The sequence below is a fragment of the Streptomyces sp. NPDC002057 genome (genome assembly GCF_040296665.1).
Taxonomy (GTDB): domain Bacteria; phylum Actinomycetota; class Actinomycetes; order Streptomycetales; family Streptomycetaceae; genus Streptomyces.
This window is the reverse complement of sequence record NZ_JBEOXR010000001.1, coordinates 284292-309268: the sequence shown is the minus strand read 5'-3', so window position 1 is coordinate 309268 and position 24977 is coordinate 284292. Positions and strand designations below refer to the sequence as shown.

Here is a 24977-nt window from a genome sequence, read left to right as displayed (position 1 = left end):
GTAGTTTCCGGTCCATGGCCACCGACCCGAAGAACCCCACCGACTCGTACCTCGGCTTCTGGCGCGAGTACCACATGAGCACCCTGACCACCCCGCGCCCGGACGGGACCCCGCACGTCGTCGCGGTGGGCGTCACGTACGACCCCGAGAACGGGTACGCGCGGGTCATCACCAACAAGCACAGCCGGAAGGTGGCCAACGTCCTCGCGGCGGGCACCGACGGCGCGCGGGTCGCCGTCTGCCAGGTCGACAAGGGGCGCTGGGCCACCCTGGAGGGCGTCGCCCGCATCCGCACGGAGGCGGAGGTCGTCGAGGACGCGGTGGCGCGCTACGCGGAGCGCTACGGACGCACGCCGGCGCCGAACCCGGACCGGGTCGTCATCGAGATCGCCCTCACCCGGGCGATGGGCCGCGCCTGACCCCGTACGGGAAAGCCCGGGCCCCCGCGTACGGGAGGACCCGGAGCACCCGCGTACGGGAGGACCCGGAGCACCCGCGTACGGGAAAGCCCGGACCCCCGCGTGCGGGAGAGTCCGGGCAGCACAGCGGCGCCATCGCGTTTCAGGTCCGCGATGGCGCCGCTGTGTGGGGGAAGTGCCGGAGCGATCTACAACGACGGGGGAATCGCTCAGGCACTGCGGGGGGTGGCGGTGATGGTCTCGGGCTCGATCAGCTGGTGGTCCCGCTGGTCGAGGTTGACGAAGATCATGCCGTACCGGATGGCACAGCGGATCGGCTGTGGTGCGCCCCGGGGGCGGCGCAGGCAGCGGTAGGCGCGGACGTCCTCGTCCTGCTCCCGTGCCACGACGATGGGCTCTCCGAAGAGGGTCACCTTCAACGCGTCGCCACGGTGGGGGATGGCGGTCGCGAGGTCGACGAAGTGCCAGCCGGATCGATAGGCCGAAGCCATCTCCCGGCGGAACCGGCGGTCATCTGGCGGGACGCTCACGCTCCCGCACCCTTGGTGGCGAACTCCCAGGACGGCTCCCCGGGGCCGGCGAGCACGTCACGCCCCGGAGCGGTCTCCCACGAGGGCTCGCTCCGGACGGGGGCGACCTCCCACGAGGGCTCGGGACGGGCGAGCACGTCACGTCCCGGAGCGGTCTCCCACGAGGGCTCGTCCGGCCCCGCCACCACCGAGTGCGCCGGGTGACTCTCCCACGAGGGCTCGCCGTCGAGTGCGAGCACACCGAGAGCAGCCGCCGCAACGGCTATGGCGCTAAGTGCACGAACCATCCTGGTCATGGCCGATCTCCACCTCTTTTGATCACTACCTCCCCCCCGCGTCTTAGACGATGGCTCACTCCCGCTCCTTTCCACCAGCCAAGCCGGGCATCATGTTCCTGTAATTCATGACCCTGAGGGGGGTGCAAATGAGGCTCGAATGTGACGTGTCAGGCCATAACCACAGTCACGGTGAACTATGCGACGTGGGCAAGGAGCTGTACGCGAACGCCCTCCGCACGGGTCGAATCGCCCGTTCCGAGGCCGAGGCCGCCCCCTGCCTGAAGGAACTGTCCCTGCTGCACCCGGATCCGGACGACAGCCAGTGGCTCCATCCGATCCCGCCGTCGATCGCGCTCAACCAGCTCATCCACCCCATCGAGCAGGAGATACAGGCCCGGCGCCAGCACGCCATCGCCCTGGCCGACGCGTTCGAGCCGTTCCTCGCCATCCACACCCAGGACCCCTCGGCCACCCAGGCGATCACCGTCCTCGAAGGCCTCAGCGTCATCAACGCCACGCTGGACCGCGTCATCAACGAGTGCACCGTGGAGCTCCTCACCATCCAGCCCGGCAGCGGCCGCCGCCCCGAGACCCTCGAAGCCGCCCTGCGTCGCATGGAGCCGCTCCTCGACCGAGGTGTCCGGATGCGCACGCTCTACCAGCACACCGCCCGCCACCATCCGGCCACCCTCGCCTACGTCGAGCGCGTCGCCCCCTACGGGCTGGAACTGCGCACCCTGGAAGAGATCGTCGACCGGCTGATCATCGTCGACCGCAAGGTCGCCTTCGTGCCCGCCCGCAGCGACCGCCAGGTCGCCCTCGAACTGCGCCACGAGGGCCTCGTCCAGTACCTCGTCGGCGTCTTCGACCAGTTCTGGCTGCACGGGGTGCCCTGGGAGGAGGAGATCCCCTACAGCCCGTCCGTGGACGGCATCGGCGGCGTCCAGCGCTCCATCGCCAAACTCCTCGTCGAGGGCCACGTCGACGAGGCCATCGCCCGGCGCCTCGGGATGAACGTCCGCACCTGCCGCGCCCACATCGCCAAGCTCGCCGCCACCCTCGGCAGCGGCAGCCGGGCCCAGCTCGGCTATCTGATCGCCCAGTCGGGCATCCTCGATCAGGACAACTGACCAGCGTCGAACGGGACTACCGACCACCGTGTACATACAGATCGACCTCGACGGGCCCGCCGGGACCCTTCGGGTCTCCGGGCACGGGCTCCCCACCGTGGAGCTCGTACGGGCCCCCGGAACCACCCCGAACACCCACACCCCCATCGGGACCCGCAAGCCCGCCCTGCTCGCCCTCGGCGTCGACGGGGAGCCCGCCCGGCTCAAGCCCGCGCGGGGCCGGCTGCTGCGGCGCTCCTACCGGGTGGACGTCCGCGTCGACGGGATCCGCTACCGCCTCGCCCCCTGCACCCACGTGGACAGCCGGTTCACCCGCGACGGGCGGACGCTCGGCACCCTGGAGTCCTCGGGGGACGGCACGGTGGACGCCGACTGGGACCCGGCCGTCGACCCCACCCCGCTCGACCGGGCCGTCGGCACCGCCCTGGCCGCCGCGTTCGGCACCGGCGCGGCCCCCTGGTGGGAGACCCTCGGCGACATCGTGGCCGAACTCATCCCGTAGCGGGGGACGCACGGGACACGCGCGATCCCGTAGGGGGACGCACGGGACACGCGCGATCCCGTGGCCGGGCGCGCTCGGGACACGCGCGAGGCCCCTTCCACAGCCGTGGAAGGGGCCTCGTCGCTTCTCTGTCCTACTCGCCGCGCTTGGGGCGCCAGACCACCAGCGCGCTCGCCTGCTGCACGTCCTGGTACGGCACCAGGTCGCGCCGGTACGAGGCGTGCACCTGGGCCTCGCGCTGCCGCATCGCCGCCGCCGCGCCGTCGACGGCCGCCGACAGCTCCGCGATCCGGCTCTGCAACGCCGCGACCTGGTTCTCCAGTTCGATGATGCGCTTGATCCCGGCCAGGTTGATGCCCTCGTCCTGCGACAGCTGCTGCACCTGACGGAGCAGCTCGATGTCACGGGCCGAGTACCGCCGGCCGCGGCCCGCCGTGCGGTCCGGGGAGACCAGACCGAGACGGTCGTACTGCCGCAGGGTCTGCGGGTGGAGACCGGAGAGCTGGGCGGCCACCGAGATGACGTACACCGGCGACTCGTCGGTCAGTTCGTACGGATTGCGTCGGCGCCCGTCCACCGGGTCACGCTCCCTTCGCGGCCTGGAACAGCTCCGCCCGGGGGTCCTCGGAGGCGGTCGCCTCGCGGTAGGTCTCCAGGGCATCACGTGCCTTGTCGTCCAGCTCCTTCGGCACCGCGATCTCGACCGTCACGAGGAGGTCGCCGCGGCTGCCGTCCTTGCGGACCGCGCCCTTGCCCCGGGCGCGCATGGTCCGGCCGTTCGGGGTGCCCGCGGGCAGCTTCAGGGTGACCGCGGGGCCGCCCAGGGTCGGGACCTTGACCTCGCCGCCGAGCGCCGCCTCCGTGAAGGAGACCGGCACGGTGACGGTGAGGTTGTCGTCCTTGCGGCCGAAGACCGGGTGGGCGTCGACGTGCACGACGACGTACAGGTCGCCGTTCTGCCCGCCGCGCTCGCCCGGCGCTCCCTTGCCGCGCAGCCGGATCTTCTGGTTGTCGCTCACGCCGGCCGGGATGCGGACCTGCATGGTGCGGGAGGACTTGGCACGACCGCTGCCCTTGCAGACCTCGCAGGGGTTCTCGGCGATGAGGCCGCGGCCCTTGCAGTCCACGCAGGGGTCGGTGAGCGAGAAGCCGCCGCCGCTGCCGCGCGAGACCTGTCCGGTGCCGACGCAGGTCGGGCAGACCCGGGGGGTGCCGTTCTTGTCGCCGGTGCCCGAACAGGCCGTGCACGGCTGCTGGCTGGACATCCGCAGCGGTACGGTCGCTCCCTCGATGGCCTCGGTGAAGCTGAGCGTCACCTCGGACTCGATGTCCTGGCCGCGCCGCGGCTGGGTGCGGGTGCCCGCGCCGGCGCCGCGGTTGAACAGGCCGCCGAAGACGTCCCCGATACCGCCACCGCCGCCACCGAAACCGCCGCCCGCGCCGCCCTGGGCGCCGCCTCCGAAGAGGTCGCCCAGGTCGAAGTTGAACGAGCCGCCGGCCCCGGGTCCGCCGGCCCGGAAGCCGCCGTTCCCGAAGAGGGCGCGGGCCTCGTCGTACTCCTTGCGCTTCTTGGGGTCGCCGAGGATGTCGTTGGCCTCGGAGATCTCCTTGAAGCGCTCCTCGGCCTTGGTGTCGCCCTTGTTGGCGTCCGGGTGGTTCTCGCGGGCGAGCTTCCGGTACGCCTTCTTGATCTCGGCGTCGGTGGCGTCCTTGGGGACGCCGAGAACCTTGTAGTAGTCCTTCTCGACGAAGTCCTTCGTGCTCATCGACGTCCCTCCTTCCGGACCGCTCCGGTGTTCGTCACTGCTCCGGTGACCGCCGGGGGTCCGGCGGTCACCACCGCTCCGAGGATCGGCGCGTCACCCCTCTTCGGGGGCACCGCTCTCCTCGTCGGAGGCCTTGCTCTCGTCCTTGGCCGGGGTCGCGCCCGGCTGGGGCTCGGCGACGGCCACGCGGGCGGGCCGGATGGTCCGCTCGCCGATCCGGTACCCCGGCTGCAGGATCGCCACGCAGGTCGTCTCGGTGACGTCCGGCGCGTACGAGTGCATCAGGGCCTCGTGGATCGTCGGGTCGAAGGGCTCGCCCTCCTTGCCGAACTGCTGCAGACCCATCTTGGCGACGACGGTCTCCAGCGATTCGGCCACCGACTTGAACCCGCCCACGAGCTCTCCGTGGTCCCGGGCCCGGCCGACGTCGTCGAGCACCGGAAGCAGGTCGGACAGGAGGCTCGCGACGGCGATCTCCTTGACCGTGATCCGGTCCCGCTCCACGCGGCGGCGGTAGTTCTGGTACTCGGCCTGGAGCCGCTGGAGATCCGCGGTGCGCTCGTCGAGCGCCGTACGGGTCTGGTCCAGCTGCGCCAGCAGGGCTACGTCCGTAGCGTCCCCGGCCGGGGCCGCCCCCTCCGCCTTGTCGGCGGGGGCGGCGGCAGCGGCGGTATCGGGCTCCTCGGGCGGGCCGTCGGCGGGGACGTCGGGCTTCTCCTCGAAGCCCGGGGTCTCCTCCGACATCAGGCAGCGCCGCCCTTCTGGGGCTCGTCGTCGATGATCTCGGCGTCTACGACGTCGTCATCCGCCTTGGCCTGCGCGCCACCCTCGGCACCGCCGGCGGCCTGGGCGCCCTGGGCGTCGGCGTACAGCGCCTGGCCGAGCTTCTGGGAGACGGCCGCGACCTTCTCGGTGGCGGTGCGGATCTCGGCGGTGTCCTCGCCCTTGAGCTTCTCCTTCAGCTCGACGAGCGCGGCCTCGACCTCGTCCTTGACGTCGCCGGGGACCTTGTCCTCGTTGTCCTTGAGGAACTTCTCCGTCTGGTAGACGAGCTGCTCGCCCTGGTTGCGGGACTCGGCGGCCTCGCGGCGACGGTGGTCCTCGTCCGCGTACTGCTCGGCCTCCTGGCGCATCCGGTCGACCTCGTCCTTCGGCAGCGAGGAGCCGCCGGTGACGGTCATCTTCTGCTCCTTGCCCGTGCCCAGGTCCTTCGCGGTCACGTGCATGATGCCGTTGGCGTCGATGTCGAAGGCGACCTCGATCTGCGGGACGCCACGCGGGGCCGGCGGCAGACCGGTCAGCTCGAACATGCCGAGCTTCTTGTTGTACGCCGCGATCTCGCGCTCGCCCTGGTAGACCTGGATCTGCACGGACGGCTGGTTGTCCTCGGCCGTCGTGAAGATCTCGGACCGCTTGGTCGGGATCGTGGTGTTGCGCTCGATGAGCTTGGTCATGATGCCGCCCTTGGTCTCGATACCGAGGGACAGCGGGGTCACGTCGAGGAGCAGGACGTCCTTGACCTCACCCTTGAGCACACCGGCCTGCAGGGCGGCGCCGATGGCGACGACCTCGTCCGGGTTGACGCCCTTGTTGGCGTCCTGACCGCCGGTCAGCTCCTTGACGAGCTCGGCGACGGCCGGCATACGGGTCGAACCACCGACGAGAACGACGTGGTCGATCTCGGAGAGGTTGATGCCCGCGTCCTTGATGACGTTGTGGAACGGCACCTTGCAGCGGTCGAGCAGGTCCGAGGTCAGCTGCTGGAACTGGGCGCGCGTGAGCTTCTCGTCCAGGTGCAGCGGGCCCTCGGCGGAGGCCGTGATGTACGGCAGGTTGATCGAGGTCTCCGTGGAGGAGGACAGCTCGATCTTGGCCTTCTCGGCGGCCTCGCGGAGGCGCTGGAGGGCCATCTTGTCCTTGGCCAGGTCGACACCGTGGCCGTTCTGGAACTGGGTCACCAGGTAGTCGACGACGCGCTGGTCCCAGTCGTCGCCACCGAGGTGGTTGTCACCGTTGGTGGCCTTCACCTCGACGACGCCGTCGCCGATCTCCAGGAGGGACACGTCGAAGGTGCCGCCACCGAGGTCGAAGACGAGGATCGTCTGGTCGTCCTTGTCGAGGCCGTACGCCAGGGCGGCGGCGGTCGGCTCGTTGACGATGCGCAGGACGTTGAGGCCCGCGATCTCACCGGCCTCCTTGGTGGCCTGGCGCTCGGAGTCGTTGAAGTACGCCGGGACGGTGATGACCGCGTCGACGACCTTCTCGCCCAGGTAGGCCTCGGCGTCGCGCTTCAGCTTCTGCAGGATGAAGGCGCTCATCTGCTGCGGGTTGAAGTTCTTGCCGTCGATCTCGATCTTCCAGTCGGTGCCCATGTGGCGCTTGACCGACCGGATGGTCCTGTCGACGTTGGTGACGGCCTGACGCTTCGCCACCTCGCCGACGAGCACCTCGCCGTTCTTCGCGAAGGCGACGACGGACGGCGTGGTCCTGGCGCCCTCGGCGTTGGTGATGACGGTGGGCTCGCCGCCTTCGAGAACGCTGACGACGGAGTTAGTCGTGCCCAGGTCGATGCCGACCGCACGTGCCATTTCAATTCCTCCAGCTGACGTACTTGAGTGGATCTGACTCAAGGATGCACGACGCCCTTCGATGAGTCAACAGACCTGAGTGGAGGGGGCTCAACTCTTCGCCCTTTATCTCACTCATACACGGCCGGGCGCGCGTCGATCCCGGACCGGACGGGGTGGCGCGTGAGAGAGTCCGGTTGCCCCTTGCCGGGCAAAGCAGGCATATCCCACGAATATCCCATGATTCTCAAGTCCCGGGTCCACGGATCCCCGTGTCCCGACTCCTCGGTCGCCGCTCGGAAGGGTGTGGGGAATGACGGCCAAGCGCACGTTCGACGTCGTGGGCGGGCTCGCCCTCCTGGTCGCACTGTCCCCGCTCCTCGCCGCCGTCGCCCTCTCGGTCGCGCTCGGCGGGGCCACCCCCGGCCGGGGCGTGCTGCGCCGCCGCACGGTGGCCGGACTCGGGGGGCGACCCTTCACGATGCTGACCTTCCGCACGAGGAGCCCCCTGGCCGCCCTGCCGCTGCTCCTGCACGTCGTCGGGGGCCGGATGTCGCTGGTCGGGCCGTGTCCGCTGACCCCCTCCCACCGCGAATGCGCGGGCGAGGGGCGCCGCCGGCTCTCCGTACGACCGGGGCTCACCGGCCCGTGGCAGATCAGCGGACGCTCGGACCTGCCGTGGGAGGAGCGCGAGCTGCTCGACCTCCACTACGTGGACCACCACTGGCTGGGGATGGATCTGTCGATCCTGGCGCGTACGCTTCCAGCAGTCCGCAGGCGGCGCGCGGCAAGGTTTGCCTGAGCGACACAGATCACCGCGAGCGCCGCTACAGCACGGGGCCCCGAACGGGTAATCTCAGCACGGACTCCATAAGTTACCGCTTAGTAGGCCCGCCCGAGGAGCCCCTCATGCAACTCGCCGCGATCATCGTGTCGATCGCCATCACGGTGGTGGCCGTCGCGCTGTTCGGCCGTGCCACCGTGCAGATCTACCGGTTCGTGCGCCTCGGGCAGCCCGTGCCCGCCGGCACCCGCACCGGCGACCCCACCCAGCGCACGGTCACCCTGGTCAAGGAATTCCTCGGCCACACCCGGATGAACCGCTGGGGCATCGTCGGCTTCGCGCACTGGTTCGTGGCCGTGGGCTTCTTCTCGCTGCTCCTCACGATCGTGAACGCCTTCGGCCAGCTCTTCCAGGCCGACTGGCTGATCCCGATCATCGGCGACTGGCTGCCGTACGAGATCTTCACCGAGTTCCTCGGCCTGATGACGGTCCTCGGCATCGTGACCCTCATCGTGATCCGGCAGCTCAGCAAGCCGACCAGGGCGGGCCGCAAGTCCCGCTTCACCGGCTCCAAGACGGGCCAGGCCTACTTCGTCGAGGCCGTCATCCTGATCGTCGGCCTCTGCATCATGACGCTGCGCGCCCTCGAAGGCGTCCAGCACCACGTGACGAGCTGGGAGCCGGGCTTCTTCGCCTCGTACCCGCTGATCGCGCTGCTCGACAACCTCGACCTGAGCACGATCCAGCACCTCACCTACTTCGTCGCGGCGCTCAAGATCGTCACGTCCTTCACCTGGATGATCACGGTCTCGCTCAACACGAACATGGGCGTCGCCTGGCACCGCTTCCTCGGCTTCCCGAACATCTGGTTCAAGCGGAACGCCGACGGCTCCACCGCCCTCGGCGGGCTCCTGCCGATGACGACGGCCGGCAAGGAGATCGACTGGGAGGACCCGGCCGAGGACGCCGTCTTCGGCGTCTCCCAGGTCGAGCAGTTCTCCTGGAAGGGCATCCTCGACTTCTCCACCTGCACCGAGTGCGGCCGCTGCCAGTCGCAGTGCCCCGCCTGGAACACCGGCAAGCCGCTCTCCCCCAAGCTCCTCATCATGTCGCTGCGCGACCACGCGCACGCCAAGGCCCCGTACCTGCTCGCCGGCGGCGGCAAGGACATGGAGGGCAACGAGAAGGCGACCGAGGAGCAGCTCAAGGACGTCCCCGCCTCGGCGATCGCCGAGGCCGAGCGCCCCCTCATCGGCACCGCCGAGGAGAACGGCGTCATCGACCCCGACGTCCTGTGGTCCTGCACCACCTGCGGCGCCTGCGTCGAGCAGTGCCCGGTCGACATCGAGCACATCGACCACATCGTCGACATGCGCCGCTACCAGGTGATGATCGAGTCCGCGTTCCCGTCCGAGGCGGGCACGATGCTCAAGAACCTGGAGAAGAAGGGCAACCCCTGGGGCCTGGCGAAGAAGCAGCGCGTCGAGTGGACCAAAGAGGTCGACTTCGAGGTCCCGATCGTCGGCAAGGACGTCGAGGACCTCTCCGAGTTCGACTACCTCTACTGGGTCGGCTGCGCCGGCGCCCTGGAGGACCGGGCCAAGAAGACCACCAAGGCCTTCGCCGAGCTCCTGCACATGGCGGGCGTCAAGTTCGCGATCATGGGCGGCGACGAGAAGTGCACCGGTGACTCACCCCGCCGCCTGGGCAACGAGCCGCTGTTCCAGCAGCTCGCCCAGGAGAACGTCGCGATGCTGAACATGGCGTTCGGCGAGGACGACGAGGACCCGGAGACGAAGAAGCCGAAGTCGGCGAAGCGGATCGTCTCGACCTGCCCGCACTGCTTCAACACCATCGCCAACGAGTACCCGCAGCTCGGCGGCGAGTACGAGGTCATCCACCACACCCAGCTGCTCCAGCACCTCATCGACGAGGGCAAGCTGGTCCCGGTGACCCCGGTCGACGGCCTCATCACCTACCACGACCCGTGCTACCTGGGCCGTCACAACAAGGTCTACACGCCGCCGCGCGAGATCATGTCCGCCGTCCCCGGCCTGCGCCAGCAGGAGATGCACCGCCACAAGGAGCGCGGCTTCTGCTGCGGCGCCGGTGGTGCCCGGATGTGGATGGAGGAGCGGATCGGCAAGCGCATCAACAACGAGCGCGTCGACGAGGCCCTGTCCCTCAACCCGGACATCGTCTCCACCGCCTGCCCGTTCTGCCTCGTCATGCTGACCGACTCGGTCAACGGCAAGAAGAACGAGGGCAAGGCCAAGGAGTCCGTCACGGTCGTGGACGTGGCCCAGCTGCTCCTCGAATCGGTGAAGACCCCGGTCGACCCCGAGCCGGAACCGGCCGAGGAGCCGGAACCGGCCGTCTGACCCGGACCTGAGAGGGCCGCCCCGCGAGAGATCGCGGGGCGGCCCTCTTCCGCGTCGTCAGGCCTTCTCGGCGACGTACGCCCCCACGAGCCTGCCCCAGAAGTCGTAGACCGAGCTGCCGGCACCCTGCTTCGGGGTGTCGATGGCGGCGAGCTCGTACCGGTGCCCGCCGGCGTCGACGAGCCGGTACGTCCAGCCGTGGTGACCGGCGGCCGGATGCCTCGGGTCGAGGGTGGCGACGGCGTGGCCGTTCGGCCGGCTGATCTCGACGCGGGGCCAGGACGCGCTCTTGTAGAACCGGGCGGTGTTCCCGTCGGGCAGCGTCACCCGGGCGGAGGCCTGCTGCGCGGCCGGCCCGGGCTTCTGCTTCGGGGCGGGGGTGGCCGTCGGGGTCGGCTTGGGGGTCGGGGTCGGCGTCGGCCGGTCGCTCGCGGCACCGGCCCCCGGAACCTGCTCCGGCCCGCCGGCGGCGAAGGCTCCGGCGGCCGGCAGGAGGAGGGCGGCGACCGCCCCGGTGGCGACGGCGGCGGTACGAACGGAACGACGGGTGCCACGCATCGGAAGGGCTCCTTGCTCGGGTCGCTGACATCTCCGAAGCTACGAGTACGACATTGAGGTGATACGTCAGATTTGTAACGGATGCCCGGCCTTTCCCCCTAGGGGATGTCACAGCTCAGTGGCAAGCAGCGGCCCGAGGAGCACCCGCGCGGCTGAAGCGGGTACGTTCGACGACGTGGCTGGATTCAGGAACGGACGCGGCCGGGACAACCGCCCCCCGCAGCACCAACAACCGCAGCAGGCGCCGTACGGGCACAACGCGGCCCCGCCGCCGTACCCGCAGCAGCAGTGGCCCCAGCAGGGCCCGGGCCAGGGCCCGGCCCCGTACGGGCAGCAGCAGAGCGGCGGGCAGCAGCAGTCCTACGGAGAGCCGGAGTACTTCGGCGAGCCGTACGGCCGGCCGCAGCACCCGCAGGGGGCGACGGCGAACAACCCGGGCCACACCCAGATGTTCAGCGTCGACGACCCCTACGGCGACGCCTCGACCCACCGGCCCGGCGCCGCCCCCGTCCCCACGGGCCCCCGGCTGCCGTGGAAGGCCCTCCTGAGCGGCATCGTGCTGCGCCCGGCGGACACGTTCCTGCGGATGCGGGACCACGCCGTCTGGGGCCCGGCGCTGATCGTCACCTTCCTGTACGGGCTCCTCGCCATCTTCGGCTTCGACAAGGCGCGCGACGAGGCGATCGACGCGACCCTGTCGACGGCGATCCCGTACGTCCTGATGACCGCCCTCGGCTTCGTCGTCGGCGGACTGATCCTGGGCGCGGTGACGCACACGCTCGCGCGCCAGCTCGGCGGCGACGGGGCCTGGCAGCCGACGGTGGGCCTGTCGATGCTGATCATGTCGATCACGGACGCGCCCCGACTGGTCTTCGCCCTCTTCCTGGGCGGCGAGAACGGCATCGTCCAGGTGATCGGCTGGCTGACCTGGCTGGCGGCCGGAGCGCTCTTCACCGTCATGGTGAGCCGCTCGCACGACCTGCCGTGGCCGAAGGCGCTGGGCGCGTCGGCGATCCAGCTGGTGGCCCTGCTGAGCCTGATCAAGCTGGGCACGCTGTAGGGACGGACGACGGAGAGGGCCCCGCCGGCACACGGCGGGGCCCTCTTCCCATGTCCCGGGCGGGCTCAGGCGTCGAGGACCTGGCCCTCGCGCTTGACCACGGGCGGCTCGACCGACCAGGGGAAGTTGATCCACTCGTCGGTCTTCTTCCAAACGTACTCGCACTTCACGAGGGAGTGGGACTTCTCGTAGATGACGGCGGAGCGGACCTCGGCGACGTGGTCGACGCAGAAGTCGTGGACGAGCTTGAGCGTCTTGCCGGTGTCGGCGACGTCGTCGGCGATCAGGACCTTCTTGTCGCTGAAGTCGATCGCGTTCGGCACGGGCGCCAGCATGACCGGCATCTCCAGCGTGGTGCCCACGCCGGTGTAGAACTCCACGTTCACGAGGTGGATGTTCTTGCAGTCCAGGGCGTAGGCCAGACCGCCGGCGACGAAGACACCGCCGCGGGCGATGGACAGCACGACGTCCGGCTCGTAACCGTCGTCCGCGACGGTCTGCGCCAGCTCGCGGATGGCGCGCCCGAAACCCTCGTACGTCAGGTTCTCGCGTACTTCACTCATGCCTGCGACCGCCTCACACCTGGGTCCGATGGAAGTTCATGAACGAGCGGGAGGCCGTCGGCCCCCGCTGGCCCTGGTACCGGGAGCCGTACCGCTCGCTCCCGTACGGGAACTCGGCGGGCGAGCTCAGCCGGAACAGGCACAGCTGCCCGATCTTCATACCCGGCCAGAGCTTGATCGGCAGGGTGGCGAGGTTCGACAGCTCCAGCGTCACGTGGCCGGAGAAACCCGGGTCGATGAAACCGGCGGTCGAGTGCGTCACGAGCCCCAGCCGCCCCAGAGAGCTCTTCCCCTCCAGCCGCGAGGCGATGTCGTCCGGGAGGGTGATGACCTCGTAGGTCGAGGCGAGCACGAACTCGCCGGGGTGGAGGATGAAGGCCTCGTCCCCCTCCGGCTCGACCTCACGGGTCAGATCGAACTGTTCGACGGCGGGGTCGATGTGGGGGTAGCGGTGGTTCTCGAACACCCGGAAGAAGCGGTCAAGCCTCACGTCGATGCTCGAGGGCTGCACCATGGATTCGTCGTACGGGTCGATGCGCACCCGTCCGGCATCGATCTCGGCCCGGATGTCCTTGTCTGAGAGAAGCACGCCCCCACGATACGCAGAGGGCGCGGACCTGCCCCAATCGGCAGGGGCCCGCGCCCCGGGCACCCGTCAGCGCCGCCCGGTCTCCACCGGCACCGCGTGCCGCAGCCGCGCACACCTCGGACACCGGATGAGCCGCCCCGGCCCGATACGCCCGGCCCCGAGCTGCTGCAGCGGGAACGAAGCGGTACTGAACACATGCCCCTCGGCACAACGGACGACGGTGCGCTCCATCGGACCCATCAAGTCCCTTCCCCTACACATGCGGTGGACGAGCAGCCACATTAGGGGATGAAGGGGACACCCTCCAGACGGCACTCCGCACACGCCGAGGCACGAACTTCGGCTCAAGTGGCGCATGGGGTACAGTGTGCAACGATGCGGCACGGTTCATCCGGCCGTTGTGCGGATGTAGTTTAATGGTAGAACATGAGCTTCCCAAGCTTATAGCGCGGGTTCGATTCCCGTCATCCGCTCTTCTATGAAGCCCCAGGTCAGCGACCTGGGGCTTCGTCGTACAGATCTCTCAGCGCGTATGGTCGGCGGGTCGGCCGACCTGTTTCCCCCGTCGCAAGCGATCACGCCGGCCGCGGCAGAGGACAGCGTGCGCCGAGCATTCTCGCTCCGGGGATAAACCCCGTGTCGGTGCGGTGCGTGTCTCACTAGCGTGTGTCCATGAATGAGGTCACGTGGGTGGGGGTGAGGGAGCGGGTTCTCCGGCTCGCCGAACACCCTGAAGCAGACAAGGTCTTCGGCGCGCGGGAGCACGGCTTTCGCCTCGGTCCGGTCATGAGCGAGGAGCAGCTCCGGGCGCTGGAGGTGGAGCTGGGCGTCGGTCTGCCCGCGCAGTACCGGAGCTTTCTCCTCCATGTCGGAGCAGGTGGAGCCGGTCCTCACTACGGCCTGATGACACCGTCCTTGGGCGACGGTGGGTGGCAGTGGCGCGGCATCGGGCTCGCGTTCTCCGCCCAGCCCACCACCGCCGAGTTCGCCGGGCGGCCCTTCGTGGCCGAGGTGCTGCAGGGTGAGCTCGACGCGCTCGACGCTCAGGAGCCCGAGAAGGACGCCTTCGCGACCGACGAGGAGTTCCATCATGCTCACGCGGCCTGGGACGCGCGCTACGAGGAGCTGTACGACGCGCAGGAAGCGGGCGCGGTGTTCCTCAGCGAGCAGGGATGCGGCTACACGTCGCTGCTGGTGATGTCAGGCCCGCACCGGGGGGCCATCTGGGAGGATCTGAGACCGATGGACCGGGGGATCGAGCCGACCGGACATGACTTCGCGCACTGGTACCGAAGCTGGCTCGAGCGCACCGAGCAACGGCTCGATACCTGACAGGGTGACGACGATGCGGTACTGCGAACGCCACGAAATGCACAACTGCGCGGACTGCGCTCCGCCCGCACCGCGCAGCAGCGCACCCACCAGCGAATGGGAGGGCTGGCCGGCAGCCGCGATCATCATCCACGCCAGCGGCAAGGCCCACCTTCCCGGCTGCATGCACATCGTCCCGGCCGATATCCGGCCACCCCGCTACGGCTGGGTGCTCACCCCATCACCCGGGGCCTGGCGCCGCCTCGCGCCCTCCAGCCCGCTCCGCGCCACCCAAGGCAACACCGAGCGGGCGGCCATGAGTCGCTGCGAGAGCTGCGACGCGACGCAATAGGGACGCGGCTCGATTCCCGGGGGAGAACCTGTCCGTTCAGGTTCAGCCGACCGTGCCCCAAGCGTGCCCTTCGGAGCGTTGAACAGCGGTCAGAACGGGTACGGCCGGATCACCGTCACGTGCCGCCCATGAGAACGTTCCCGCAGGTCAGGGGCGTGATGATCAACCTGAGCTTCGGTGATTCCCAAGCTTATGGCGCGGGTTCGATTCCCGTCATCCGCTCATTCACGAAGCCCCAGGTCAGAGACCTGGGGCTTCGTCGTTGTCCGGGGCGGGCGGTCGCTACCGCCGGGTGTTGGTGCGGTGCGAGAGGTGGGTGGAGAGCACCTGGCCCACTTCCACCATGCTCAGGCCGAACATCAGGATGCCCAGGGGGACATGGAGCGACGGCATGTGCGCGATGCCCAGGACCACCTGGACCGAGGCGAGGACGAGGAAGCCGGAGGCGTACAGGATGGGGCGGGGGGAGCCGCCGCCCGGGCGCCAGGCAAGGACGGCGGCGAGCACGTACAGCATCGACGCCCCGTACATCACGCGGGAACCCACGTCGTGCAGCAGCCCGCCGTACGACGTGGACAGCAGGAGTCCGGCGGTCGCCGCCTGGAAGAAGAGGGTCACGGTCTGCAGGGCTATCGCGACCTGCACGAACGTGAGCCTGACCGGTGCTGCCGTCGTCTGCGTGGCCATGGCGCGGCCCCCCTCTTCTGCCTCGCGGCGGTGGATCGTCGGTGTCTCGACTCTCCGACGACGCGGCCCCGCGAAATGTGAGGCGGCGGGCGGGGCTCACAATCCGGTGCGGTGTTTCGTCGAAGTACCGAGAGCCGAAGCGGACGAGAAGAACCAGGGAGCGGCCGGGACCATGAGCACCCCATCCGAGGCAGGGCACGACCCGTTCGAGCCGCATCTCAGCGCGGTCGTCGACGAGCGGCGCCAGCTGATCAACCTCTCCTACCGGCTGCTCGGTTCACTGGCCGAGGCCGAGGACGCCGTACAGGAGACCTACACCCGCTGGTACGCGATGTCACGGCAGCAGCGGCAGGCCATCGAGTCGCCCGGCGCCTGGCTGACGACCGTGGCCAGCCGCGTCTGCCTGGACGTGCTCGGCTCGGCGCGGGCCCGGCGCGAGCGGTACGTCGGCGCGTGGATACCCGAGCCGCTGCCCGACCGCACGGAGTGGATGAGCGGACGGGCCGACGGCGGCGCCGAACCGGTCGACCCCGCCGACCGGATCACCCTCGACGAGTCGGTGAACATGGCCTTCCTCGTCGTCCTGGAGGCGATGACACCGGCCGAGCGCGTGGCGTTCATCCTGCACGACGTCTTCCGCTACCCCTTCGCCGAGATCGCCGAGATCGTCGGCCGGACGCCCGCGGCCTGCCGGCAGCTGGCGTCCTCGGCCCGCCGGCGCGTCCAGGCGGCGCGGGCCCCGGAGGCCGCGACGGCCCGGCAGGCCGGTCTGGTGCGGGACTTCAAGGAGGCTTGGCAGGCCAGGGACATCAGGGCACTCGTCGACCTCCTCGACCCCGACGCCACGATGACCGCCGACGGCGGCGGCATGGTCGGCACCGTGCTGCGCCCGGTCGAGGGCGGGGAGCAGATCGCCCAGTACCTCATCCACATCGCCGACAAGGCCCCCGGCCTGACCCTCCTGGAGCGGACGGTCAACGGCCGGCCCGGTCTGGTCGCCCAGCACTCCGGCGTCACCGTGACCGTGGCGGCGTTCGACCTCACCGGCGACCGCGTCACCCGCATCTGGGCCGTCCGCAACCCGGAGAAGCTCCGCCCGTGGACGGAGTACGGGGAGAGCTGACCGGCAGGAGGGCGGGGGCAGGGCCGTGCCCCCGCCCTAGTCCCTGCGCTCGTCCCCGGCGAGCGTCGAGAGGGCCGTGGGCAACAACCCCCGCTTCATCGCGGGCATCAGGAAGGGTCTCGCCGCACTCGGCGAAGGGTAGACGTGCGCACCAACCAGTGGATGAGGAAGCTCCTGACGGAGGTGGACCTGACCGGCCTCTCCTCGTCGGACGTCCCCCCCATGTTCCGGGAGGTCGTCGAGCGCGGCTGGTCGGTGACGGGGAGCGGTGCGCGGGTGCTGACCGACCTCCGCACCGATCCGGACGGCTCCCACTTCGACCGCCTGGCGGAGGAGACGACGGTCAACGGCCGCGGGATGACGGACTACGACCTCCCCGCCGAGCCGGCCGCCGCGGACGCCCGCGCGAGCGTGCTGCTGCGCCGCTGCCTGGCGTACGCCGCCGACTGCCTGCGGGCGGCGGGGGAGCAGTTCGGCGACGACGCGGTGCGGGCCTACGTGTCGCTGTCGCTGGGCGGCCTGGACGACGACCTCCTCACCGCCCAGGTCACGTTCTGCACCCCCCTGCCGGACACCCCGCCCTACATCGCCGGCCTCGAACAGGTCCAGGACGCCGCCGTCGCGGAACTCTCCCTGCGGGACTGCCCGGTCGGGGGGTGACGCGGGCATCGGCAGCGGTGCCGGGGCGGGAGCGGGAGGGGGTCCCGAGGAGGGGAACCACCCGGTCGGGACCCGTCGTCCGGGGTCGGCGCGGAGTAGGCTGGAGACACCGGGAGTCACTCGAACACCCGCTCCCACGCGGACGTCGTTTCCGGCGATCAAGACACCGGGCCGCTCCGGGCGGCCCGGGGACGGGTCCGCGATCATGACCTCCGCCCCCGCTCCTCCGCTCGCGGCGCGTCTGTCGCTGACGCCGAGGACCGCGCCCTCCGGCCCGCTGGACGGCGGCTGGTGGCCCCGTTCACGCGTTCTCGAAGCCGAACTTCCCGCTCTGTGCGCGGCGTTGGAGGGGCGCTACGGGCGCATCACGCGCGTCACCGTGAATCCCGCGCGCTGGCCCGTCGTCCCGCACAAGGTGCCCGTCACCGGGCACACCCTGCACGTCGGCTGGTTCGCGGAACAGGATCCCGACACGATGATCCTGCTCTCCTACGCGGTCGGCCGCTGCGACCTGCTGGTGATACCGCCCGAGACCCAACCCGCCGCCGCGGCACGGCTGATGGCCGCCGCCGCCCTCCCCGGCGGCGTGCGGGCCGCCGGTGCCCTGCTGTCCGACGAGGCCGCGACCGGCCGCCGCACGCGGGACGCCCGCAGCGGCGAGGAGGCGTGGGAGACCGATGGCGGGTCCGCCCCGCCGCCCCTCCGGCACCCGGTCGTCGGCGCGCGGATGATCCCGATGCCCGGGCGGCGGCGGAGGTGAGTCCGCGGAGCTCCTGACCGCCCCACCGGCCGGAGCACGGCGGGGCGGCGGGGCGTTCCCGCCTGATTCGTCAGGAATCGAGAAGCGGGGGTGCTCCGGCCCAACTAGCTTGTGGGCATGGACATCACCATTCACACCACCGTCCTCCCGCACGACGACCCCGACGCCTCCCTCGCCTTCTACCGCGACACCCTCGGCTTCGAGGTCCGCGGCGACGTCGGGCAGGGCAGGACCCGGTGGATCACCGTCGGGCCCGTCGGGCAGCCCGGTACGTCGATCCTGCTCGCGCCGCCCGGGGCCGACCCGGGGATCACCGAGGCCGAGCGGCGCACCATCGCCGAGATGATGGCCAAGGGCACCTACGGCTGGATCCTGCTCGCCACCCCCGACCTCGACGGCACCTTCGAGAAGCTGCAGGCCGGGGACGCCGAGGTCGTCCAGGAGCCGACCCGGCAGCCGTACGGCGTGCGCGACTGCGCCTTCCGTGACCCCGCGGGGAACCTCGTCCGCTTCCAGGAGCTCCGCTGAAAGGATCACCCCCATGTGTCATCCTGCGTGGATGAGCGCACTGACCGAGGCGCACCGCCTGAGTGATCTCGCGCGGTTGCGCCGCGTTCGCGACCGGATCGACCGGGAGTACGCGCTGCCGCTGGACGTCGAGGCGCTCGCCCGCGGCGTGAGCATGTCGGCCGGGCACCTCAGCCGCCAGTTCAAGCAGGCCTACGGCGAGTCGCCGTACTCCTACCTCATGACGCGGCGCGTCGAGCGGGCCATGGCCCTGCTCCAGCGGGGCGACCTCAGCGTCACCGACGTCTGCTTCACCGTCGGCTGCTCCTCGCTCGGCACCTTCAGCACCCGCTTCACCGAGCTCGTCGGGGTACCCCCCAGCGTCTACCGGCGCCGGGTCGCGGACGGCGAGGCCGGCCTGCCGTCGTGCGTGGCGAAACAGGTCACCCGACCGGTCAGGAATCGAGAAGCACCGGTACCCGCCCCGCACCTAGCGTGAATTCCATGAACGCCATCGCAGCAGTCACCCTGGAGGTGGCCGACCTCCCGGCCGCCGAGCGCTTCTACTCCGCCTCCGGCCTGGGCGCCCATGTCCGCCTCCGCGCCACGGACGCCCCGGCCACCGGCTTCCGCGGGTTCTCGCTCTCGCTCACGGTGTCCCGGCCGGCCGACGTGCGGCACCTGCTCGACGCCGCGCTGGACGCCGGCGCCACCTCGCTCAAGCCGGCGTCGAAGTCCTTCTGGGGCTACGGCGGTGTCGTGCGGGCCCCGGACGGCACCATCTGGAAGGTCGCGACCTCCGAGAAGAAGGACACCGGCCCGGTCACCGGCCGTGTCGACGCGTTCGTCCTCCTCCTCGGGACCGCGGACGTCGCCGAGAGCAGGAAGTTCTACGTGGGGCGGGGCCTCACCGTCGCGAAGAGCTTCGGCCGCAAGTACGTCGAGTTCGCCGCGGCCCCGGAGAGCCCCGTCAAGCTCGCTCTGTACGGGCGCCGCGCCCTCGCCAAGGACGTCGGCGTCCCCGTCGACGGCGAGGGGTCCCACCGGCTCGTCCTCGGCGGCGAGGACGGCGGTTCCTTCACCGACCCGGACGGGTTCGCCTGGGAAGCCGCCTCCGTCGCCGTCACCTCCTGATCCGGCCGCTCTTCCCGGCTCCAGCCCCGCTCCAGCCCCCAGCCCCCGCACGTCCGAGAGGAACTCCGCCATGTCGAGCACCCGGTCGTCCGCCAGGAACACCCCCACCGGCGGCGAGAAGTACGACGGCTTCACCGAGGAGGAGCGCGACGCGATGAAGGAGCGCGCCCAGGAGCTCAAGAAGACCGCGCGTCGCGGGTCGCGGTCGGCCAAGGCCGACGGGGAGACCGAGGTGCGCGCGAAGATCGCCGAGATGCCGGACGCCGACCGCGTCCTCGCCGAGCGGATCCACGAGCTCGTGAAGGAGCACGCCCCGGGCCTCGCCCCCAAGACCTGGTACGGGATGCCCGCGTACGCCAGGGACGGCAAGGTCGTCTGCTTCTTCCAGAGCGCGCAGAAGTTCAAGACGCGGTACGCCACCCTCGGCTTCAGCGACCTGGCGCACCTCGACGAGGGCTCCATGTGGGCGACCAGCTACGGCCTGACGGAGCTCACCTCCGACGACGAGGCACGGATCGCCGCGCTCATCGTGAAGGCGGCAGGCTGAACGGTCGGTGAGGAGTGACCCAAGGGGCGGTGTGGGCAGGGGTGTTGGGCGTGGCGGTCCGGACGGGCCCGCCGCGCCGCCCCGGCCCGCCGCGCCCCTGCCCGCCGGGACGCCGCCGCCGGGGCCCCGCGAAGCTTCGCCCCGCGCAGGCGAATATCCGAGATCGCCGAGGGAGAATTCGAAGCGACGCGAGGTGAAAATTTGTCATGTAAACACACGGGATGGCTGTGCGCGAAATCTTTCACCCCGCGCTTCTCCCCCCATCGTGCTAGTGTCGATATCAGTTGCAGTTGTGGGTCCCGAACGTACGAGTGCCCTACCGGTCTTTCCGGCTGTGGGCACCCTTTTTCATTTCCGGGCTTTTTCCGGGCGGGGCGATCATCGCAGCGACACGGAGCACACAAGGTGTGGGCTCCGAGCACTGCCCCGAAGGAGAATTTGGCATGGCGACTGGCACCGTGAAGTGGTTCAACTCGGAAAAGGGCTTCGGCTTCATCGAGCAGGACGGTGGCGGCCCCGACGTCTTCGCCCACTACTCGAACATCGCCGCCCAGGGCTTCCGTGAGCTGCAGGAAGGCCAGAAGGTGAGCTTCGACATCGCGCAGGGCCAGAAGGGCCCGACCGCCGAGAACATCGTCCCCGCCTGAAACCAGGCGCTGACGCGTAGCACGAGTTGACGAGCTGAGGCCCGCACCTTTGGGGTGTGGGCCTCAGTTTTTTGTACCTCTTAGTACCAAGCACCTCATGTCGGCTGCGGAAAATCTGCCCGGCCCCCTTCTGGACCCTCTCCCCTGGACCACTCTCCGCAGGAGTCACCATGCGCTGTGTCATCGCCCGCTTCCCGTTCGAGCTGACCAAGGCCGGTGTCCTCGAATCGATGAAGGGCGTCAAGCCCGAGCCGGCCGTCGGTGACGTCGTCACCATCGGCCGTCGTCAGTACCCGGTGAAGCAGGTGGGCGAGGTCGTCACCCGCCAGGACCGCCGTGATTTCAGCGCCGGCGAGGTCGTCCGCGCCATGACCCGCCTCGGCTTCACCTGCACCACGGTCTCCGCCGACGAGCCCTCCGGGACGACCTTCTGACGGACCCGGGGCGGGCCCGGCCCGCCCCGAACGTGGCTCACCGCGCCGTACGGGTGGGCGCGCCGCGCCGCGCGCGGGGTCAGTGGTCGAAGTAGCTGAAGTCGCCCACCGTCCAGGCGCTCACGTCCTCGAGGGCGACCCGGTACATCCCGCCGGTCTCCGGGATGCCCACCGTGCCCTGGAGGATCCGGGCGAGGTGGAAGTGCAGGTGGGTGGGTGGCCCTTCCTTCCGTGCGGAGGGGCTGAAGACGCCGGAGAACTCGCCCAGCCGGGGGGAGTCCGTCAGGACCTCCGACACGCGCTGTCTCCACAGGGCTTCCGGGGCCAGTCGGCCGGTGAGGACCACACCCCCCGCGACCACCGTGAGGGACATCTGATTGCTCTGCCCGGACTCCACCGTGGCGGCAATGTCAACGAGCAGCTCGTCAGGCTTCGACATGGAAGTCGATTCTAGGCGGCACCCCTCCCCGGGCGCCCCCTCCGGTGACCGCCGTCCCGGGTACCTCCGACGGGCCGCCGCCCGTCATCGCCGCCGGGCCCCGGGCCGGTCGCGGCCCCGTACCCGCTACAGCGGTGCCGTGTCGTCCGCCGGGAACGCCGGGCCGTGGCCCGGGACGATCACGTCGGCCGTGGCGAGGACACGCAGGCGCGAGTCCTTCAGGACGGTGTGGTCCGGCGCCACCGGGTCCTCCACCGGGCCGTTCGGCCGCCACCAGAGGTCACCCACGAAGGCGACGACGCCCGCGTCGGTTCCGGCGAGGAGGGTGATGTCCTCGGGGCTGTGGCCGGGGGTACGGATCAGCCGCAGCGACGGGGCCAGCTCGTGGCCCTCCGCGTCGCGGTCGGTCCACTGGTCGTTCTCGTAGATCGCCTTGTGGTCGTGGACGCGGGCCCGGCCGAAGAGGCCGACGTTCATGGTGTTGTCGGGGTGGTGGTGGCTGAGCACGACGTCGGTGATGTCGTCGGGGCCGAGGCCGAGTTCGGCGAGCGGGCCGAGGATCCGGTCGCGGCTCGCCACCATGCCGGGGTCGACGATCACGTGCCGGTCGCCGTCCCGCACGTAGGAGACGGTGGCGGCGACCCCGGGGCCCGTGGAGAGCGTGTAGCCGGTGGTCAGGATGGTGTAGGTGGCGGTGCGGGCGCTCGGTGCGTCGTCGTGGTGTGTCATGCCCCAAGTCTTCTGCGGGGCGGGCGTCTTCACGAGTGGCCGTGCTGCCACTGATCGCGGGAATCGTGCCAGCGGTCTCGTCCGCGCTCCCGGCCCGCGTGCCAGACTCGCCCCCATGCCGCCCTTCGTCACCGTCGCCGCCTACGCCCCGCACGGGGTCGGCATGCTCGGCGCCGGCATCGTCTCCGAGGTGTTCGACGCGCGCGGCGGAGGTCTGCCGCTCTTCGACTTCGCGCTCTGCACCGACCGGCCGGGAAACGTCCGCACCGACGTCGGGCTGCCCCTCGTGGTCGAGCACGGTCTGGACCGGCTGGCCACCGCCGATCTGGTGATCGCCCTGCCCTGGGCGGAGTTCCGCACGCCCCCGGCGCCCGCCGTCCTCTCCGCGCTCACCTCGGCGCACGCGCGCGGGGCGCTGGTCGCGGCCCACTGCGTCGGCGCCTTCGCGCTCGCCGCGGCCGGGCTGCTCGACGGGCGGCGCGCCACCACCCACTGGCGGTTCGCCGGCCTCCTCGCCGAACGCCACCCGGACGTCACCGTCGAACCCGACGCCCTCTACGTCGACCAGGGCCCGATCGTCACGGGCGCCGGCGCCGCCGCGGGCTTCGACCTGTGCCTGCATCTGCTGCGCCGGGAGTACGGGGCCACCACCGCCAACGCCATCGCCCGGGACCTGGTGCTCCCCTCCCACCGCGACGGCGGGCAGGCCCAGTACCTCGTCACCCCCGTACCGGAGGACAGTCGGGACGAGCGGCTGACGGACGCCCTGGACTGGGCCCGGGCCAACCTCCACGAGCCGCTGCCCGTGGCGGAGTTGGCCCGCCGGGCGCTGATGAGCCGCCGTTCCTTCGCCCGCCGGTTCGCGGCCTCCACCGGCACCACCCCGCACGCCTGGCTGCTCTCCCTGCGTCTCGGCCGGGCCGAGGAGCTCCTGGAGACCACGGACCTCCCGGTGGAGGAGATCGCCCGCGCGGTCGGTTTCGGGAGCGCGGCGGTGCTGCGCGCCCAGTTCGTACGCCGGCGAGGTGTCCCGCCGCGGTCGTACCGCCGTTCCTTCACCCGTACGCCCACCGTCTCGCCCTGAGCGGGGTCAGACCAGGGCCGCGGCCGTCAGGGCCAGGGCCGAACCGGCGAAGACCACGGTGTGGCGGACGTTCTGGAGGACGCGGGTCCAGGCCGGGAAGGCGCCCTCGGCGGCCGTGAGGAAGGCGGGGACGTCGACGCGGAGCAGCTCCGGGTCGCCCTTGCGCCGGAAGGCGGCGCGGACGGACTTCACGGCGCCCAGCTGGCTCTGCAGGATCGCGAGGTTGGCCAGGAAGGCGATCGAGGAGAAGACCCAGGTCAGGGTGGTTCCCCAGGGGCTGCCGGTCAGGTTGAGCACGGCGGCGGTCAGCGACGCGGCGGCGAAGGCGCCGGGCGCCCACCACTCGTGGCCGCTCGCGTCGAAGCGGAGCCTGTTCTCCTCCAGGACGGCCGGGCGGACGCCCTGGCGCCGCAGTTCGGCGACGGCGGCGGCCTTGGCGACGGCGCCGAAGCGGTGGCGGAGGACCGGGATGCTGACGAAGGCGGCGGCGACGAGGATCTGGGCGGCCGCGGCGAGGGCGGTGAGGGTGGTCATGTCGGGCTCCTTGGCGGTCGGGGCGGTTCCGTCGGCCGCCACTTGCACTTAGTTCAAGTGGCGATGTCGAGAACTGTAGAGGCCGACTTGAACTAAGTGCAAGACCTGACTTGAACATTGTGCAATCGTCTTCGCGGTGACCTATCGTGAGCCCATGGCCCGCTCCACGCTCACCCGTGACCAGATCGTCCGCACCGCCGTCGAACTCCTCGACTCCGACGGCCTCGAAGGCCTCAACATGCGCAGCCTCGGCCAGCGTCTGAACTCGGCCGCGACCGCCGTCTACTGGCACGTCAAGAACAAGGACGACCTGGTCACCCTCGCGGGCGACCTGGTCTGGGACGAGATCCGGCTCCCCGACCCCGACACCGTCGACTGGCGCACGGCCGCCACCGCCATGGCGGGCGACCTGTACGCGATGTTCACCCGGCACCCCTGGCTCGTGCAGGCCTTCGCGACCCACCTCTTCCACGGCGAGGGCAAGGCCCGCCACGACGACCACAACCTCGCCGTGTACGAGGCCGCCGGGTTCGTCGGTCCCGAGGCCGACCGGGCCGCCGCCGCCGTCTTCACCTACGTCCTCGGCAACGCCTCCTCCGCCGCCGCCACCGCCGCGCTGACCCGGCGGATCGAGCGCGAGGGCGGCGACGCCGAGGAGGTGTTCGCCGCCACGATGAAGGAGGCCGTCGAGGTCGCCGGGCGGTTCCCGCGCCTGCGGAGCCGTATCGACGCCCTCGCCGCCGCCGACTACGCCGAGGCCCCCGACGACACCTTCGCGTTCGGCCTCGACTCCCTGCTCGACGGCCTGACGGCCCGCCTGACGGGCTGACGGGCTGACGGGCCGGCTGTCGGTCGCCCGACGGGCCGACCGGTCCGCGCCGGGCTTCCCGCCCGGACCCCCC

Annotated in this window: 31 protein-coding genes and 1 tRNA gene; 19 read left to right on the top strand and 13 right to left on the bottom strand. The window is 70.6% G+C overall.

From position 1 onward, the window contains the following. Positions 1-14: 14 nt before the first annotated feature. Positions 15-419: a pyridoxamine 5'-phosphate oxidase family protein gene (locus ABT129_RS01440; protein WP_351895121.1), complete on the top strand. Its 405-nt coding sequence runs from the start codon at positions 15-17 to the stop codon at positions 417-419. Between the two features lie 209 nt (positions 420-628). On the opposite strand, the gene ABT129_RS01435 is transcribed toward ABT129_RS01440, so the two are convergent. Together ABT129_RS01435 and ABT129_RS01430 are read right to left on the bottom strand one after the other, a co-directional pair. Beyond that, positions 629-949, bottom strand: a complete 321-nt coding sequence (locus tag ABT129_RS01435) for a Rieske (2Fe-2S) protein (protein ID WP_024755935.1) — start codon at positions 947-949, stop codon at positions 629-631. Further along, complete coding sequence (locus ABT129_RS01430; protein WP_351895119.1) at positions 946-1188, bottom strand: hypothetical protein; 243 nt, start codon at positions 1186-1188, stop codon at positions 946-948. Before ABT129_RS01430 ends, ABT129_RS01435 begins: the two co-directional genes overlap by 4 nt. Positions 1189-1352: 164 nt before the next feature. Between ABT129_RS01430 and ABT129_RS01425 the strand changes: the two genes are divergently transcribed. Further along, positions 1353-2357: a helix-turn-helix transcriptional regulator gene (locus ABT129_RS01425; protein WP_351895116.1), complete on the top strand. Its 1005-nt coding sequence runs from the start codon at positions 1353-1355 to the stop codon at positions 2355-2357. 28 nt (positions 2358-2385) lie between these two features. Then, positions 2386-2859 (top strand): hypothetical protein, encoded by a 474-nt coding sequence (locus ABT129_RS01420; RefSeq protein ID WP_351895114.1) that lies wholly within the window; start codon positions 2386-2388, stop codon positions 2857-2859. A 133-nt stretch (positions 2860-2992) separates the two neighbouring features. Here ABT129_RS01420 and ABT129_RS01415 read toward each other — a convergent pair whose 3' ends face one another. From ABT129_RS01415 to dnaK, 4 genes are all read right to left on the bottom strand, one after another. Continuing rightward, positions 2993-3436, bottom strand: coding sequence for a heat shock protein transcriptional repressor HspR (locus ABT129_RS01415; protein ID WP_015034631.1), 444 nt, complete (start codon positions 3434-3436; stop codon positions 2993-2995). A 4-nt stretch (positions 3437-3440) separates the two neighbouring features. After that, positions 3441-4625 carry a molecular chaperone DnaJ gene (dnaJ, locus tag ABT129_RS01410; protein ID WP_351895112.1) on the bottom strand — a complete coding sequence of 395 codons (1185 nt, stop codon included), beginning with the start codon at positions 4623-4625 and terminating at the stop codon, positions 3441-3443. A 93-nt stretch (positions 4626-4718) separates the two neighbouring features. Beyond that, positions 4719-5369: a nucleotide exchange factor GrpE gene (gene grpE, locus ABT129_RS01405; protein WP_351895109.1), complete on the bottom strand. Its 651-nt coding sequence runs from the start codon at positions 5367-5369 to the stop codon at positions 4719-4721. Next, the gene (dnaK, locus tag ABT129_RS01400) at positions 5369-7213 is read right to left on the bottom strand and encodes a molecular chaperone DnaK (protein ID WP_351895108.1); all 1845 of its coding nucleotides are present in this window, start codon (positions 7211-7213) and stop codon (positions 5369-5371) included. Before dnaK ends, grpE begins: the two co-directional genes overlap by 1 nt. Before the next feature lie 292 nt (positions 7214-7505). Here dnaK and ABT129_RS01395 point away from each other — a divergent pair, with 292 nt between their 5' ends. Both ABT129_RS01395 and ABT129_RS01390 read left to right on the top strand, forming a co-directional pair. Beyond that, positions 7506-7994: a sugar transferase gene (locus ABT129_RS01395; protein WP_351895106.1), complete on the top strand. Its 489-nt coding sequence runs from the start codon at positions 7506-7508 to the stop codon at positions 7992-7994. Positions 7995-8101: 107 nt separating this feature from the next. Continuing rightward, on the top strand, positions 8102-10357 hold the full coding sequence (locus tag ABT129_RS01390) for a (Fe-S)-binding protein (RefSeq protein WP_351895104.1): 2256 nt from the start codon (positions 8102-8104) through the stop codon (positions 10355-10357). A gap of 57 nt (positions 10358-10414) precedes the next feature. Here the strand turns inward: ABT129_RS01390 and ABT129_RS01385 are convergent, their stop codons facing one another. Further along, positions 10415-10915 carry a hypothetical protein gene (locus ABT129_RS01385; RefSeq protein ID WP_351895101.1) on the bottom strand — a complete coding sequence of 167 codons (501 nt, stop codon included), beginning with the start codon at positions 10913-10915 and terminating at the stop codon, positions 10415-10417. A 175-nt stretch (positions 10916-11090) separates the two neighbouring features. Between ABT129_RS01385 and ABT129_RS01380 the strand changes: the two genes are divergently transcribed. Beyond that, the gene (locus tag ABT129_RS01380; RefSeq protein WP_351895099.1) at positions 11091-11975 is read left to right on the top strand and encodes a Yip1 family protein; all 885 of its coding nucleotides are present in this window, start codon (positions 11091-11093) and stop codon (positions 11973-11975) included. A 65-nt stretch (positions 11976-12040) separates the two neighbouring features. Here the strand turns inward: ABT129_RS01380 and ABT129_RS01375 are convergent, their stop codons facing one another. Together ABT129_RS01375 and dcd are read right to left on the bottom strand one after the other, a co-directional pair. Beyond that, the gene (locus tag ABT129_RS01375) at positions 12041-12538 is read right to left on the bottom strand and encodes a phosphoribosyltransferase (RefSeq protein ID WP_351895097.1); all 498 of its coding nucleotides are present in this window, start codon (positions 12536-12538) and stop codon (positions 12041-12043) included. Between the two features lie 13 nt (positions 12539-12551). Continuing rightward, positions 12552-13127 (bottom strand): dCTP deaminase, encoded by a 576-nt coding sequence (gene dcd, locus ABT129_RS01370; RefSeq protein WP_351895094.1) that lies wholly within the window; start codon positions 13125-13127, stop codon positions 12552-12554. A 402-nt stretch (positions 13128-13529) separates the two neighbouring features. On the opposite strand from dcd, the gene ABT129_RS01365 reads away from it, so the two are divergent. Then, positions 13530-13600: transfer RNA gene (locus ABT129_RS01365), tRNA-Gly, on the top strand. 199 nt (positions 13601-13799) lie between these two features. Beyond that, positions 13800-14459 (top strand): SMI1/KNR4 family protein, encoded by a 660-nt coding sequence (locus tag ABT129_RS01360; RefSeq protein WP_351895092.1) that lies wholly within the window; start codon positions 13800-13802, stop codon positions 14457-14459. 613 nt (positions 14460-15072) lie between these two features. Here ABT129_RS01360 and ABT129_RS01355 read toward each other — a convergent pair. Next, on the bottom strand, positions 15073-15477 hold the full coding sequence (locus ABT129_RS01355) for a hypothetical protein (RefSeq protein WP_351895090.1): 405 nt from the start codon (positions 15475-15477) through the stop codon (positions 15073-15075). A gap of 172 nt (positions 15478-15649) precedes the next feature. Here ABT129_RS01355 and sigJ point away from each other — a divergent pair, with 172 nt between their 5' ends. The 9 genes from sigJ to ABT129_RS01310 all read left to right on the top strand — a co-directional run bounded on the left by sigJ (position 15650) and on the right by ABT129_RS01310 (position 21289). Further along, positions 15650-16600, top strand: coding sequence for an RNA polymerase sigma factor SigJ (gene sigJ / locus ABT129_RS01350; protein ID WP_351895089.1), 951 nt, complete (start codon positions 15650-15652; stop codon positions 16598-16600). 162 nt (positions 16601-16762) lie between these two features. Further along, positions 16763-17260: a hypothetical protein gene (locus tag ABT129_RS01345; RefSeq protein WP_351895087.1), complete on the top strand. Its 498-nt coding sequence runs from the start codon at positions 16763-16765 to the stop codon at positions 17258-17260. Positions 17261-17465: 205 nt separating this feature from the next. Further along, positions 17466-18020: a DUF5994 family protein gene (locus tag ABT129_RS01340; RefSeq protein ID WP_351895084.1), complete on the top strand. Its 555-nt coding sequence runs from the start codon at positions 17466-17468 to the stop codon at positions 18018-18020. Positions 18021-18137: 117 nt separating this feature from the next. Continuing rightward, positions 18138-18548, top strand: coding sequence for a VOC family protein (locus ABT129_RS01335; protein ID WP_351895082.1), 411 nt, complete (start codon positions 18138-18140; stop codon positions 18546-18548). Positions 18549-18579: 31 nt separating this feature from the next. Beyond that, positions 18580-19026 (top strand): helix-turn-helix transcriptional regulator, encoded by a 447-nt coding sequence (locus tag ABT129_RS01330; RefSeq protein WP_351895080.1) that lies wholly within the window; start codon positions 18580-18582, stop codon positions 19024-19026. Between the two features lie 5 nt (positions 19027-19031). Then, the gene (locus tag ABT129_RS01325) at positions 19032-19661 is read left to right on the top strand and encodes a glyoxalase (protein ID WP_351895077.1); all 630 of its coding nucleotides are present in this window, start codon (positions 19032-19034) and stop codon (positions 19659-19661) included. A gap of 70 nt (positions 19662-19731) precedes the next feature. Continuing rightward, positions 19732-20208: an iron chaperone gene (locus tag ABT129_RS01320; protein WP_351895075.1), complete on the top strand. Its 477-nt coding sequence runs from the start codon at positions 19732-19734 to the stop codon at positions 20206-20208. 443 nt (positions 20209-20651) lie between these two features. Continuing rightward, positions 20652-20855, top strand: a complete 204-nt coding sequence (locus ABT129_RS01315) for a cold-shock protein (RefSeq protein WP_030210008.1) — start codon at positions 20652-20654, stop codon at positions 20853-20855. 170 nt (positions 20856-21025) lie between these two features. Next, positions 21026-21289 (top strand): SCO5918 family protein, encoded by a 264-nt coding sequence (locus ABT129_RS01310; protein WP_351895073.1) that lies wholly within the window; start codon positions 21026-21028, stop codon positions 21287-21289. 79 nt (positions 21290-21368) lie between these two features. Here ABT129_RS01310 and ABT129_RS01305 read toward each other — a convergent pair whose 3' ends face one another. Beyond that, positions 21369-21728 (bottom strand): hypothetical protein, encoded by a 360-nt coding sequence (locus ABT129_RS01305; protein ID WP_351895071.1) that lies wholly within the window; start codon positions 21726-21728, stop codon positions 21369-21371. A 126-nt stretch (positions 21729-21854) separates the two neighbouring features. Next, positions 21855-22457: an MBL fold metallo-hydrolase gene (locus tag ABT129_RS01300; RefSeq protein WP_351895068.1), complete on the bottom strand. Its 603-nt coding sequence runs from the start codon at positions 22455-22457 to the stop codon at positions 21855-21857. A gap of 115 nt (positions 22458-22572) precedes the next feature. Between ABT129_RS01300 and ABT129_RS01295 the strand changes: the two genes are divergently transcribed. Continuing rightward, a complete protein-coding gene (locus ABT129_RS01295) occupies positions 22573-23541 on the top strand; it encodes a GlxA family transcriptional regulator (RefSeq protein WP_351895066.1) in 969 nt (322 codons plus the stop codon). A 6-nt stretch (positions 23542-23547) separates the two neighbouring features. Here the strand turns inward: ABT129_RS01295 and ABT129_RS01290 are convergent, their stop codons facing one another. Then, positions 23548-24075 carry a hypothetical protein gene (locus tag ABT129_RS01290; RefSeq protein WP_351895064.1) on the bottom strand — a complete coding sequence of 176 codons (528 nt, stop codon included), beginning with the start codon at positions 24073-24075 and terminating at the stop codon, positions 23548-23550. 154 nt (positions 24076-24229) lie between these two features. Here ABT129_RS01290 and ABT129_RS01285 point away from each other — a divergent pair, with 154 nt between their 5' ends. Further along, positions 24230-24904, top strand: coding sequence for a TetR/AcrR family transcriptional regulator C-terminal domain-containing protein (locus tag ABT129_RS01285; protein WP_351895061.1), 675 nt, complete (start codon positions 24230-24232; stop codon positions 24902-24904). Positions 24905-24977: the final 73 nt, after the last annotated feature.

Excerpts from the sequence above, each read along its gene's own strand:
- sigJ (WP_351895089.1), top strand. The coding sequence starts at position 15,650 with ATGAGCACCCCATCCGAGGCAGGGCACGACCCGTTCGAGCCGCATCTC.
- ABT129_RS01360 (WP_351895092.1), top strand. The coding sequence starts at position 13,800 with ATGAATGAGGTCACGTGGGTGGGGGTGAGGGAGCGGGTTCTCCGGCTC.
- ABT129_RS01285 (WP_351895061.1), top strand. The coding sequence starts at position 24,230 with ATGGCCCGCTCCACGCTCACCCGTGACCAGATCGTCCGCACCGCCGTC.
- dnaJ (WP_351895112.1), bottom strand. The coding sequence starts at position 4,625 with ATGAGCACGAAGGACTTCGTCGAGAAGGACTACTACAAGGTTCTCGGC.
- ABT129_RS01300 (WP_351895068.1), bottom strand. The coding sequence starts at position 22,457 with ATGACACACCACGACGACGCACCGAGCGCCCGCACCGCCACCTACACC.
- ABT129_RS01355 (WP_351895090.1), bottom strand. The coding sequence starts at position 15,477 with ATGGCCACGCAGACGACGGCAGCACCGGTCAGGCTCACGTTCGTGCAG.
- ABT129_RS01320 (WP_351895075.1), top strand. The coding sequence starts at position 19,732 with ATGTCGAGCACCCGGTCGTCCGCCAGGAACACCCCCACCGGCGGCGAG.
- ABT129_RS01310 (WP_351895073.1), top strand. The coding sequence starts at position 21,026 with ATGCGCTGTGTCATCGCCCGCTTCCCGTTCGAGCTGACCAAGGCCGGT.
- ABT129_RS01305 (WP_351895071.1), bottom strand. The coding sequence starts at position 21,728 with ATGTCGAAGCCTGACGAGCTGCTCGTTGACATTGCCGCCACGGTGGAG.
- ABT129_RS01395 (WP_351895106.1), top strand. The coding sequence starts at position 7,506 with ATGACGGCCAAGCGCACGTTCGACGTCGTGGGCGGGCTCGCCCTCCTG.
- ABT129_RS01340 (WP_351895084.1), top strand. The coding sequence starts at position 17,466 with ATGACCTCCGCCCCCGCTCCTCCGCTCGCGGCGCGTCTGTCGCTGACG.
- ABT129_RS01325 (WP_351895077.1), top strand. The coding sequence starts at position 19,032 with ATGAACGCCATCGCAGCAGTCACCCTGGAGGTGGCCGACCTCCCGGCC.
- ABT129_RS01315 (WP_030210008.1), top strand. The coding sequence starts at position 20,652 with ATGGCGACTGGCACCGTGAAGTGGTTCAACTCGGAAAAGGGCTTCGGC.
- ABT129_RS01385 (WP_351895101.1), bottom strand. The coding sequence starts at position 10,915 with ATGCGTGGCACCCGTCGTTCCGTTCGTACCGCCGCCGTCGCCACCGGG.
- dnaK (WP_351895108.1), bottom strand. The coding sequence starts at position 7,213 with ATGGCACGTGCGGTCGGCATCGACCTGGGCACGACTAACTCCGTCGTC.
- ABT129_RS01345 (WP_351895087.1), top strand. The coding sequence starts at position 16,763 with ATGAGGAAGCTCCTGACGGAGGTGGACCTGACCGGCCTCTCCTCGTCG.
- grpE (WP_351895109.1), bottom strand. The coding sequence starts at position 5,369 with ATGTCGGAGGAGACCCCGGGCTTCGAGGAGAAGCCCGACGTCCCCGCC.
- ABT129_RS01440 (WP_351895121.1), top strand. The coding sequence starts at position 15 with ATGGCCACCGACCCGAAGAACCCCACCGACTCGTACCTCGGCTTCTGG.
- ABT129_RS01295 (WP_351895066.1), top strand. The coding sequence starts at position 22,573 with ATGCCGCCCTTCGTCACCGTCGCCGCCTACGCCCCGCACGGGGTCGGC.
- ABT129_RS01375 (WP_351895097.1), bottom strand. The coding sequence starts at position 12,538 with ATGAGTGAAGTACGCGAGAACCTGACGTACGAGGGTTTCGGGCGCGCC.
- ABT129_RS01330 (WP_351895080.1), top strand. The coding sequence starts at position 18,580 with ATGAGCGCACTGACCGAGGCGCACCGCCTGAGTGATCTCGCGCGGTTG.
- ABT129_RS01425 (WP_351895116.1), top strand. The coding sequence starts at position 1,353 with ATGACCCTGAGGGGGGTGCAAATGAGGCTCGAATGTGACGTGTCAGGC.
- ABT129_RS01390 (WP_351895104.1), top strand. The coding sequence starts at position 8,102 with ATGCAACTCGCCGCGATCATCGTGTCGATCGCCATCACGGTGGTGGCC.
- ABT129_RS01290 (WP_351895064.1), bottom strand. The coding sequence starts at position 24,075 with ATGACCACCCTCACCGCCCTCGCCGCGGCCGCCCAGATCCTCGTCGCC.
- ABT129_RS01335 (WP_351895082.1), top strand. The coding sequence starts at position 18,138 with ATGGACATCACCATTCACACCACCGTCCTCCCGCACGACGACCCCGAC.